The organism is Dolichospermum lemmermannii CS-548, assembly GCF_028330815.1.
In the GTDB taxonomy this organism is placed as follows: Bacteria; Cyanobacteriota; Cyanobacteriia; order Cyanobacteriales; family Nostocaceae; genus Dolichospermum; species Dolichospermum lemmermannii.
Genome location: NZ_JAQMTJ010000096.1, coordinates 1 through 10,281, shown reverse-complemented (window position 1 = coordinate 10,281; position 10,281 = coordinate 1). Strand labels below are relative to the sequence as shown.

The window sequence follows — 10,281 nt, the reverse complement described above, 5'->3', positions numbered from 1 at the left end:
TTAGAAGGAGAGAAGAATAGTCTCAAATTTCAGAAAGTGATAGGTTTTTAATGGTTTCAATCCTTATTCCTTGCACCTAATTCACTTTTTTAACCGGGAAACTCTTAATCTATCTAGGTTTTCGGTTTATTCAGCCAGCCCCAAATAGCAAAAAGCCCGCCTAACATCAAAGTGTTTAGCGGGCTTAAAAATTATTGAAAATTGAAAATGGAGCTTATGGGAGTCGAACCCATGTCCAAATTGGGTATTAACCCTCCACTCGTTCACAGGTTTAGCCTCTCTGACCCTCAAGGCGGGAATCGTTCATTATCCCGAACGTAGGATGCTCTGATTTAATCTTAGCCTTCAAGCCAACCAGAGAACGCTTGTTGGAGCATCCGTTGGGGGTTAGGTCTTTAATCCTTAACGGAGTCAAATTAAAGACGCTCGAACCTATTAGAGGTTTCTTAGGCAGCTACTAGAGCTTCCCGACGAGCAAATTTTACGATATTGTTCGCATTTACTTTTTTTTTGAGTCTTTGATTTGCGAGAGATGACTCGCTCTCGACCTGAATCACAGAGTAGCTTTCGCCAACCTGTCGAAACCGTTAAAGCCCCATGTACTTCACACTTTTATTATAGTACAGAATTTTGCAATTTGACAAATAAGTTGATTACCATTCCTGTTGCTGAAAACTGGCGTTGCTGATTAAGGGTATGAATTTTAGTCTATCCTAATTATGTAGATGCCGCTACACAACCAACTTCTTTTAAAGTTTATCCTCGTTTTTATCGCCGGCTGCAATTAAATCGCAATAATCCTATTCATACTTTTCTGTGGTTAACCAGTGCTATTACTTGAAAAAAGATATATCAAGATAGTCCCTATAAATTGCGGGTAAATCCGTCTGCGGGGGCTTTATACCCGACAGAAATTTATGTACAAATACGTGGGTTAGAAGGCATAATAGATGGCATCTACCATATAGAAGTTGAGAATAATTGTCTGACCTTAATTTATGAATTAGGCGATGATGGATTGGATAATTATGTTATACCAAATAAATGTATTAACGGATTCATCTTTTTAGTTAGTTGTGTTTATCATAGGTCTAGCTGGAAATATCAAGACAGGAGTTTGAGATATTGTTTGTTGGATAGCGGACACCATTTGGGTGCTATCGCTGCTTTTTGCATATCTTCATGAAAACAACATACAACTAGGCTTTGATTTTGATAAACTTATTCTCAATGCAGATTTGGGATTTGAGAATAAGGAGTTTATTACTAGTTGTGTGATATCACCAGAAGCGCAAGAAAAACCAGTCAGACGCTTAAGGCTACCTATTCCTTTTGTCTGTGGTACTGACTATTTTCAAGTTAATCAATGTGTTGAAGATGCCTATCAAACAACGTCTTTACAGCCTAGTCACCAGCAGCAGCTAGAACATCCTCAATTTAATTTTGACCGAGAACGGTTTTTGGAGAACGTTTGGAATAGGTGTCCGACTATTTGAGTTATCAAACGGCTATGCAATTAGCCGGATTTGTCGGACAGAGAGTGTATTTATTTAGCAACTATTGGGGAATAGATTGTAGTGGTATTGGTGCTTTCTATGATGATGAAACCCAAGCCTTTCTAGAAACCAATAAGGACGTATTGTATGCAATGGCAATTGGTAAATAAATAGGAAAATAACTGGAAATGGCGAGAAGAGAACATCAATTCCATGCTGATGATAAGCACCCTATACAGCCAACATCAGCAGATATTATGCTTCGACAACAATTGGAGCATTCAATTAGCAAATACTTTTATGAAGGATGCGATCGCATTATTCATAGTTTATTGTCTAATTGTCGTTGGTATGCCACAACTCATGCGAGTATTTTGACTTTAGTAATTGAATGCCCTGACCAAGTTACCAACTGGCAAATTTTGCAACAAATTGTCCCTATGGCTAATGTTCTTTCTGGCATTGTTAGCAGTGCTAAAATTCGTATTTGTCCTCCCGATAGTCAAACTGTACCCTTTGAAATGAGAGTAGATGAGTTGCCAGTTTATCGTGATTGGATCTGATGCAATTGGGGATTTGAGATTGTTGATTAAGCCATAACATTTTGTTGGATAACTGTAATTAGTTCGGCAAAAACTAAATCAGCAGAATGTTGCACAACAGGACTTAATTCCAGCCCAAAATCCAGATTTGCAGCTTCAATCAAATAGACTATCACCTCTTGAGGAAAATCATCTAAAAAGATTTTTCTCCCAGCAGCCAAGGCATGATCCCAACGAAAATCATGTAAGTTGTAACTAGGTTCGGGCAGTGCTTCTAGTTCTTTCCCTGGGACTTTAAATATAGCACCTGGTTCTGAACCTGTGCAACTGGCATCCAGAATAATTAATTTTTCACTACCTCTGGCTTGAAACATCACTTCCATTCCCGCAGTTCCACTATCGAAAACGCGGATATTGGGGTGAGGATTTTGGGCGAGATATTGCTGTAAACGTTGGGCGATAATTACGCCGACAGCATCATCATTCCGATTGAGATTGCCACAACCAATGATAGTTAGCATGGGATATTTATAATAACATGAATATTATCAACTTTGCACAAAAAATTAAAATTTACGGAAATTTTGACTACATCTTTGATCATTGACTTTATAGTAGCTATAGCGCACAAGATCCCCGACTTCTTGTGTAATCGTCTCCATAAACTATCAAGCAATGCTCAGAAGTCGGGGATCTGATGTTTATTTTCTCTGCGTTTATCTGTAGTGGTTAGTCAAAAATCATTCTTACCCATGACAGAATTGCAATATGCTAGTATTTCGTGATACAGAGACTAAAGGTAGAGGGATATTTGCCCAGCAAGATTTTGCTACAGGAGATTTAATTGAAAGAGCCGCTGTGATTGTTATTCCTAAACAGCAAGTTAAGTTAATTACTAAAACGGTGTTATTAAATTATTATTTTGGTTGGCATGGAGAAAGCGGGGCAATAGGTTTAGGTTTTGCTTCTCTTTTTAATCATTCTTATCATCCCAATGCGGTTTATATTAAGAATTTTGCTAAAAATGTAATTGATATTATTGCTCATCAATATATTCGGGAAGGGCAGGAAATTACGATTAATTATAATGGGCAAGTTGATGATATTTCTCCTGTTTGGTTTGATGTAGAAGAGTAGGTTGGGTTGAGGTAAGGAAACCCAACATTTACTATTGTCAGAATCAGGATTTTCAGGATTAAAGGATTTTCAGGATTATTTATTGATAATTTATTCATTTTGAGTACATAAATTCCTGTGTCTAATATTAAAAATTAACATCTACTTCCTGAATTAAATAATCTGGCATTTGCCGAATTTGAGCAATAGTTTTATCTTGAATATTCATACAAATTTTAACCCAGGGTTATTTGTGCATTTGCTATAATTATAACTCAATGGCTACGCTATCAGACAAGTATTGTAAAAAAGGATACCGCCATGAATACATCTGTTAAAACAATCAAAGTCTATGACGAAATTGTAGATTTCATTGCTATGGGTACTACTCCTGAAAGTGTGATTAACTTCCACCTTTCCGAAACAGCACAAAACCGTTTAGAGGATTTAATTGATAGTGCTAAAAATAATGAACTAACGAAACAAGACAAGGAAGAATTAGAGTATTTTTTGACTCTGGAACACATTATTAGATTAGCTAAAGCTAAGGCTCATAAATATATTAACGCTGAGGGTAAATAAGGTGTCTCGTACTTACATTAATTTAGAAATAAGGCGTTTAGTGAGATTTTTTAACCATCGTAGAGACTTTTGGGGTGATCATTTTCAACTTAATGAAGCTATCATTCAACCATTAACAGATATTGGTGAAGTAACATCCCGTATTCTCAATTTTAACAAAAATGAACGAATTATAGAAAGGCAATTATTGATAGAAGTTGATAAGTATCCACCAACAGCAGCAAAAGAAAAAATGAGTAAGAATTAGTGTCAATGACAATTCTTTGCTCAATCATCACTTTCAAGAATTTCTTTGAGCTTTTCTTCTGTCATACCTTTTGCTTCAGCATTTTTGCCAACTTGATCACAAAATTCCTGAAACTCATTTTTTAGCAATTTAGTCAATCTTTGATACTCATATTGTCAGAATCAGGATGCTCAAGATTAAAGGATTAACAGGATTGTTTATTGATGATTTATTCATGTTAAGTACATAAATTCCCATTTCTAATATTAAAAATAAACATCCTGTAAATCCTTAAATCCTGTAAATCCTGATTCAGACAAAAGTTTATAATTCTCTGCGTTTTTCTGGGTGGGAATTACCCACCCTATAAATCTATAAACTCACACCATGTTTTTTGGCAATTTCCACAAGTTTCTCATACTGATGTTGTGATGCTTTAGCTAAAATTGCATCTGCTTCTTGTGCATTACTACCATCTTTAGGAATTAAATACTTAACATAAAGAGAAACAAAATCAACCACAGCGGCTAAACCTGTTAATTCGTGTTTATCGGCTTGTTTACCTGCAATTACAGCCACCAAACCTGCTCTAATTGGGTCAGGTCTAACTTTCATAAATTGGTCAACTAATTGCTTAGAATAATCCGCTGGTGCTAAATTCTTTAACTTACTTTGATCAGGTTTAAATTCTAATCCTGCGGCTGTTGACTGCTCCAACATACACCATTCTATAAATTCTTGCAATGCAGCTTCAGGAAGCTGAGGAAGATATTGATGTAGTTCTAAATTAGACACAATTAGTTACCATTTTTAGTATTTAGTAATTCCTAATTGATAATTCATAATTTGATTATTAGGAATTATCAATTATTCCTTAAAATTCAGACTAACCCACTGATTTGGGAACTTTTGTACTGCACATAACAATAATATAGAACCCTGACTTATCGAAAAATAGATCCCCGACTTCTTGAAGAAGTCGGGGATCTTAAGTAACATAAATTAAGCTGTTCTAAAACGAGCTAATTCTTCCCCAGTTTTCGCGTCATGGGCATGAACAGTACACACCAAACATGAATCAAAAGAACGGGCTACATGACCGACTTCTACAGGGTCTTTCGGGTCTTGAATTGGTGTTCCAATTAATGCTTTTTCAATTGGTCCTAGTTGTCCTTCACCGTCACGGGGCCCGATATTCCAAGTACCTGGGGCGATAACTTGATAGTTTTTAATTTTGCCTTTTTCGATTTCTACCCAGTGACATAATGCACCTCTAGCGGCTTCCGTTGCACCCCAACCTTTACCATCTTTTTCTTCTGGTTTAATATACCAAGGATCGTTTAATTTGAACTCCCTTAAACACCGTTCAGCTTGACGATATAGTTTAACTATTTCGTGGACTCTTCCTAATTGACGAAGATGAACACTTGCACCCCCCATTTTCTTAAATGTATCCAGAATAAATGGGTCATAATGTTGCCAAGATTCGCCATGATTTCCGCCGGCAACTAATTGACGCGCTAGGGGTCCTGCTTCTAAACGTCCTAAGTCTTGGTGGAGGACTGCACTTGACCAAGAATATGCCCCATTAAAGTCTTTTTGATTGTGATTAATTGGCTTTGTAGTGCGATCGCTTGGATGCCAATCTTGGCTACCCTCATCATACCAAGAATGGGTTAAATTCTCACGAGCAAATGCTTGATTCATCAAGCTATGAGTATCAGTAAAACTATCATAAACACCACTTTTCATAATCACAGCAGCGTTACGTCCTTCAACGGTGGGCTTATTGTATTTATCCTCATGGGGAATATAACCCCAAGTCACATATTTACCCACACCCGCACCATATCGATCTAAACCGATATCTAAACCCATGCGCCAATATAAACCTAAATCCGATTCTCGATGTTTAACATCTTCATTTAACCACTTTTGAAAGTCCTCATAAGATTGAATTTCTTCATATCTTTCTAAAGAACATCCTAACCACACTGGTTCTAACCAATTAGTGCGGAAATATTCCAAAATTGCCCAGGCGCGGGTAATATCAGTTAAAGTGGGGGCGCACATGACACCACCAGGCACCATATAACTGCTATGACAACAGGTGATATGCTGTAAATGTTCCTGAGTAACTTATTTTTAAAGTAATTTTGCTCGGTAATAACATTTTATTTTCACCATTTTAGCTTTGATAAATAAGGGAATATTTAGGGAATAAGTCTGCAAATTCAGGGTAATTAGGATACATAACAGTAGCATCAAAAATCTGATGTAGGGTGCGTCAGATATTAAATATTTGCTTATTTACGTAATTGATTTTGTCTGACGCATCATACTAATGTACCAGTTGCGTAAGTCCTGTGAGTCAGCAAATTCAGGGTAATTACGATACACAACAGTTAATATCAGAAACAGATCCCCCATCTCTGCATAAAGATATAAACACCGGGGACTGGCTTACAGATATGTTTGCAGATTTTGAACCGCAGAACACCACAGATGGCAGTTATAGAGGAACAATGGCGAAAATAAAAGCAACAGAATTACAGTATCAAGCAGTTTTTGAACAGAAGTTAATTGCAGCTAATAGTAATTTAAAAAGAGAGAGAATAAAAGTTAGTATTAAACAAACTGGCAATTCTCTCCAATTACGAGCTACCCTACCCTTAAAACCAGGGGATAGTAGTATAAGTAAACAGAAAAAACAGTATGATATATCTTTAGGAATACCTGCAAATTTAGAGGGATTAAAAACAGCCATTGAAGAAAGTTATGAATTAGGTAAATTAATTGCTCGTCATACTTTTGAGTGGAATGAGAAGTATTTAGGAATTAAATCGAGAGAGAAACAAGAGATCAAAACAATTGGCGAATTATTAGATAAATTTAATGAAAAATATTATCAAACTCGTCAGAAAACTTTAACTAGTGAAAATACTTTTGCTAACTATATATCTGTCATTAAAAGAAATTTGACTCTCACCAATTTAGCGACAAAAGAAAATTTTGAGGAAATTATTAATTCATTTCAGGGTAATAAAAAAAATGAACTAATAGCAGTAACTTCGGTTTTGATTAAAACCTTTAATTTAGGATTTCAACTCGATGTTAAACGGGATCATGTCACTCCTGCTTATCGAGAAATACCCGATGATCAAAAAATCATATCTGGTTTTTACCTCTTTGAAAAATTCGCCCTCAACCGCAAAAATACAAACATCACTGATGAAATAGACACCTGGGAAATGTGGCGTTGGGTATATGGAATGTTGGCAACCTATGGATTAAGACCAAGGGAATTATTTGTCCAACCGGATATTAATTGGTGGATGTCTCCCCAAAATATAGATCAGACTTGGAAAGTGAATAAAAATACTAAAACTGGATATAGAGAAGTTATTCCTTTTGTGACTGAATGGATAGAATTATTTGATTTACATAATCCCAAACCATTAAATATTTTAGAAAGAAAAGTTGAAAAAATTGCCTCTGTACAAAATATTAATTGGATGCGAAGAGATATATCCAGATGGTTTAGAAAGGTGGGAATTGAGTTTCAACCCTATGATTTACGTCATAGTTGTGCAATTCGAGCGCATCTTCAGGGAATACCGATAAAAGCAGCAGCAGACAATTTAGGTCATACTGTTGATGAACATACAAAAACCTATCAAAGATGGTTTGGGATTGAAAACCGGAAAAAAGCCTTTGGTGAGGTAATTAGTCAAAAGTCGTTAATTGAGTTGCAGAAGAATGAAATATTGACGTTGAGGGTGGAGAATGAAAGGTTGAAGTTGGAGGTGGAAAAGTTGAGATTGTTGGCATTTCCATAAAGGGTAGTTATGGGGAAAAATTCTGTGTAATACCCAGATAGGGAGGTAAAAAAGAAGTTTTCCGTATATTCAGACAGTAGTTCGTTGTAATACGTGATATATTAGGATTGAGAAAAATATTATACGTAAAAGTCCCGTATAATAAATAGTTATGCCGCTCATGCTGTAAGTGAGGGCAGCAGTCTGAAGGCTATCTGTAGTGTTTAAGATCAAACTAGACTGAATGCATTAACGCCTTTTCACTGGTACCTGACAGATTGTGGAACTTTTTTGATTTAAATCTGCCAACCTCTATTTAATGAGATTAAGGAGTCCGGTTTTATGCTTTGCAGAGTCAACTATGGTTTTTTTCGTGCAACTTCTATTGGTGATATGCCCGTCAAATATGGTTTTTCTGGGCGTATCGTTCAAATTGGTGATATGCCCGTCAACTATGGTTTTTTTGGGCGTATCGTTCAAATTGGTGATATGCCCGTCAACTATGGTTTTTTTGGTGATATGCCCGTCAAATATGGTTTTTCTGGGCGTATCGTTCAAATTGGTGATATGCCCGTCAACTATGGTTTTTTTGGTCGTGCAACTTCTATTGGTGATATCAACATTCACTATGGTATTTTTTTTGGGCGCATCGTTGAGATTAGCAGCAGTCGAGCATCAACACCAATAAATGGTAGCTTGAGTCACAAACAAGTTGCTGCCCTAGTAGCCATAGTGATTCAAGCGCAAGAATCGAGTAGCAGCGCGTTCTGAGTTTGAAATTCGCCCCAAGCGGGTTGACTAAAACTGAAGATATGCGCTTTCGCGATCGCTCAAAATCCATTATCTTGTGTTTCTTTAACTGCGATTAACTGCGGTATGAATAAGCGATTCCTACGGAGCGCTTCGCTATCACTCAAAGTCCATTGTCTTGTGCTTCCTTAACTGCGATTAACTGCGATCGCTAATATTGGGTTAATGCGATCGCTCAAAATCCATTGTCTTGTGCTTCATTAACTGTGATAGTGCGATCGCTAATATTTGGTTAGTGCGATAGCGAAGCGCTCCGTAGGAATCGCTCAAAATCTATTTTCTTGTGATTCTTTAACTGTGATTAACTTCCTTAACTGTGATTAAGTGCGATCTCATGGGTAAGCGATAGCGAAGCGCTGCTGCAAGCAGTTCGCCGATCCTGTAGGGTGCGTTAATAAAATGTAACGCACCTAATATAAGCTAGAATGAAGCAGCTTACAATCTACTGTCTATGAGTGAAACTGTCTATATTGAAACCAGCATCTTGGGATATCTCACAGCTAGATCAACAAAAAACCTGATTCTGGCTGCAAATAAATATGGAGATCACAAAAGACTGGTGGGAATCTCGTCGAAGCGCCTTCACTCTTTATACTTCAGAGGCAGTATTAGACGAAGTGGCACAGGGCGATGCTGCGATCGCCGCTCAACGACTAGAGATTCTACGTGATTTTCCCTTATTGACATTGAATCAAGCTGTACAAGGTTTAGCCGCACAATTCCTGACTCGAAGCAATCTGCCTCCAAAAGCAAAAGTTGATGCAATCCACATTGCCGCCGCAACCGTCCACGGCATGGATTATCTGCTAACATGGAATCGTAAGCATATTGCTAATGCTCAAATCCAGGGAAAGTTGGCGGAGATTAGTCTCGATTTTGGATATGTTCTGCCTATCCTTTGCACACCCAACGAACTCATGGGAGATTAGGTCATGTGGACAGATGAAATTGTCGAAGAGATCCACCGAATCCGTGAAGAGTATGCTAAGTCCTTCAACTACGATTTGGACGCAATTTTTGCAGATCTACGCAAAAAGGAAGCAGAAAGCGGCAGAGAGGTCGTGAACTTGTTGCGAAAGCCTGGTCTAAGAACACGTTGGAGCGGACGAGCGAGAGATATGGGTGGTGATACAAAGGACACTAGCCGCCGCTCAACTTAGTGCGATAGCGTTCGCGAAGCGTCCCGGAGGGAACTAGCGCGACCTAGGAATCGCTCAAAATCCATTATCTTGTGTTGTCTTAACTGGATTAATTGCGATAGCGTAAGCGCTGACTTGTCAGTTCGCTAATGTTGGGTTAATGCGATAGCGAAGCGCGACCTAGGAATCGCTCAAAATCCATTGTCTTGTGCGTCGTTAACTGTGATTAACTGGGATCTCATGGGTAAGCGATCGCGAAGCGCTGCTGCAAGCAGTTCGCCAATCCTGTAGGGTGCGTTAATGGAATGTAACGCACCTTATTACTGAATTGAACGCAGTTCCAATTTTTCAGTACAATTATGATAGAGCAAGCAATGATGAATTTTCATCTTCATAAAATAATTTGGTTGCAACCCACATTCCGCACCCCAAACTGTCACAGATCAAAAAAGCCCTTAAAGTAGTACATAATAACTAAAGTCAATTCAAAAATTAAGATGCTTAATGAGAATAAGTAGTATTAAAAGGGACGTGGTGTGATAAAGTGAAACT

The 10,281-nt window shown here is 37.6% G+C and carries 9 protein-coding genes, 1 other RNA gene and 2 pseudogenes; 8 read left to right on the top strand and 4 right to left on the bottom strand.

Features of this window, described 5'->3' with window-relative positions:
• Positions 1 to 205 precede the first annotated feature (205 nt).
• Positions 206 to 597, bottom strand: a transfer-messenger RNA (tmRNA) gene (ssrA, locus tag PN450_RS06280).
• Between the two features lie 115 nt (positions 598 to 712).
• On the opposite strand from ssrA, the pseudogene PN450_RS06275 reads away from it, so the two are divergent.
• Positions 713 to 1,666, top strand: a pseudogene (locus PN450_RS06275) (SagB/ThcOx family dehydrogenase); the annotation flags it as partial.
• A gap of 18 nt (positions 1,667 to 1,684) precedes the next feature.
• Complete coding sequence (locus PN450_RS06270) at positions 1,685 to 2,059, top strand: hypothetical protein (protein WP_148761880.1); 375 nt, start codon at positions 1,685 to 1,687, stop codon at positions 2,057 to 2,059.
• A 26-nt stretch (positions 2,060 to 2,085) separates the two neighbouring features.
• On the opposite strand, the gene PN450_RS06265 is transcribed toward PN450_RS06270, so the two are convergent.
• Entirely contained in the window at positions 2,086 to 2,559 is a 474-nt protein-coding gene (locus PN450_RS06265) for a hydrogenase maturation protease (RefSeq protein WP_271835759.1), read from the bottom strand.
• Positions 2,560 to 2,806: 247 nt separating this feature from the next.
• Here PN450_RS06265 and PN450_RS06260 point away from each other — a divergent pair, with 247 nt between their 5' ends.
• The 3 genes from PN450_RS06260 to PN450_RS06250 all read left to right on the top strand — a co-directional run bounded on the left by PN450_RS06260 (position 2,807) and on the right by PN450_RS06250 (position 3,983).
• Positions 2,807 to 3,175 (top strand): SET domain-containing protein, encoded by a 369-nt coding sequence (locus PN450_RS06260; RefSeq protein ID WP_213717309.1) that lies wholly within the window; start codon positions 2,807 to 2,809, stop codon positions 3,173 to 3,175.
• A gap of 300 nt (positions 3,176 to 3,475) precedes the next feature.
• Positions 3,476 to 3,736, top strand: coding sequence for a hypothetical protein (locus tag PN450_RS06255; RefSeq protein WP_213717310.1), 261 nt, complete (start codon positions 3,476 to 3,478; stop codon positions 3,734 to 3,736).
• 1 nt (position 3,737) lies between these two features.
• Complete coding sequence (locus PN450_RS06250) at positions 3,738 to 3,983, top strand: hypothetical protein (protein WP_271835758.1); 246 nt, start codon at positions 3,738 to 3,740, stop codon at positions 3,981 to 3,983.
• A 351-nt stretch (positions 3,984 to 4,334) separates the two neighbouring features.
• On the opposite strand, the gene PN450_RS06245 is transcribed toward PN450_RS06250, so the two are convergent.
• Both PN450_RS06245 and PN450_RS06240 read right to left on the bottom strand, forming a co-directional pair.
• Positions 4,335 to 4,757, bottom strand: coding sequence for a hypothetical protein (locus tag PN450_RS06245; protein WP_271835757.1), 423 nt, complete (start codon positions 4,755 to 4,757; stop codon positions 4,335 to 4,337).
• A gap of 207 nt (positions 4,758 to 4,964) precedes the next feature.
• Positions 4,965 to 6,065 (bottom strand): annotated as a pseudogene (locus PN450_RS06240) (nickel-dependent hydrogenase large subunit); the annotation flags it as partial.
• 305 nt (positions 6,066 to 6,370) lie between these two features.
• Here PN450_RS06240 and PN450_RS06235 point away from each other — a divergent pair.
• The 3 genes from PN450_RS06235 (at position 6,371) to PN450_RS06225 (ending at position 9,519) form a co-directional block, all read left to right on the top strand.
• Positions 6,371 to 7,801 (top strand): site-specific integrase, encoded by a 1,431-nt coding sequence (locus tag PN450_RS06235; RefSeq protein WP_271835760.1) that lies wholly within the window; start codon positions 6,371 to 6,373, stop codon positions 7,799 to 7,801.
• A gap of 321 nt (positions 7,802 to 8,122) precedes the next feature.
• On the top strand, positions 8,123 to 8,551 hold the full coding sequence (locus PN450_RS06230; protein ID WP_271835756.1) for a hypothetical protein: 429 nt from the start codon (positions 8,123 to 8,125) through the stop codon (positions 8,549 to 8,551).
• A 578-nt stretch (positions 8,552 to 9,129) separates the two neighbouring features.
• The gene (locus PN450_RS06225) at positions 9,130 to 9,519 is read left to right on the top strand and encodes a type II toxin-antitoxin system VapC family toxin (RefSeq protein ID WP_271835755.1); all 390 of its coding nucleotides are present in this window, start codon (positions 9,130 to 9,132) and stop codon (positions 9,517 to 9,519) included.
• The last annotated feature ends 762 nt before the right edge of the window (positions 9,520 to 10,281 follow it).

Coding starts and splice junctions, on each gene's coding strand:
- PN450_RS06260 (WP_213717309.1), top strand. CDS start 2,807: ATGCTAGTATTTCGTGATACAGAGACTAAAGGTAGAGGGATATTTGCC.
- PN450_RS06225 (WP_271835755.1), top strand. CDS start 9,130: ATGGAGATCACAAAAGACTGGTGGGAATCTCGTCGAAGCGCCTTCACT.
- PN450_RS06255 (WP_213717310.1), top strand. CDS start 3,476: ATGAATACATCTGTTAAAACAATCAAAGTCTATGACGAAATTGTAGAT.
- PN450_RS06270 (WP_148761880.1), top strand. CDS start 1,685: ATGGCGAGAAGAGAACATCAATTCCATGCTGATGATAAGCACCCTATA.
- PN450_RS06265 (WP_271835759.1), bottom strand. CDS start 2,559: ATGCTAACTATCATTGGTTGTGGCAATCTCAATCGGAATGATGATGCT.
- PN450_RS06230 (WP_271835756.1), top strand. CDS start 8,123: ATGCTTTGCAGAGTCAACTATGGTTTTTTTCGTGCAACTTCTATTGGT.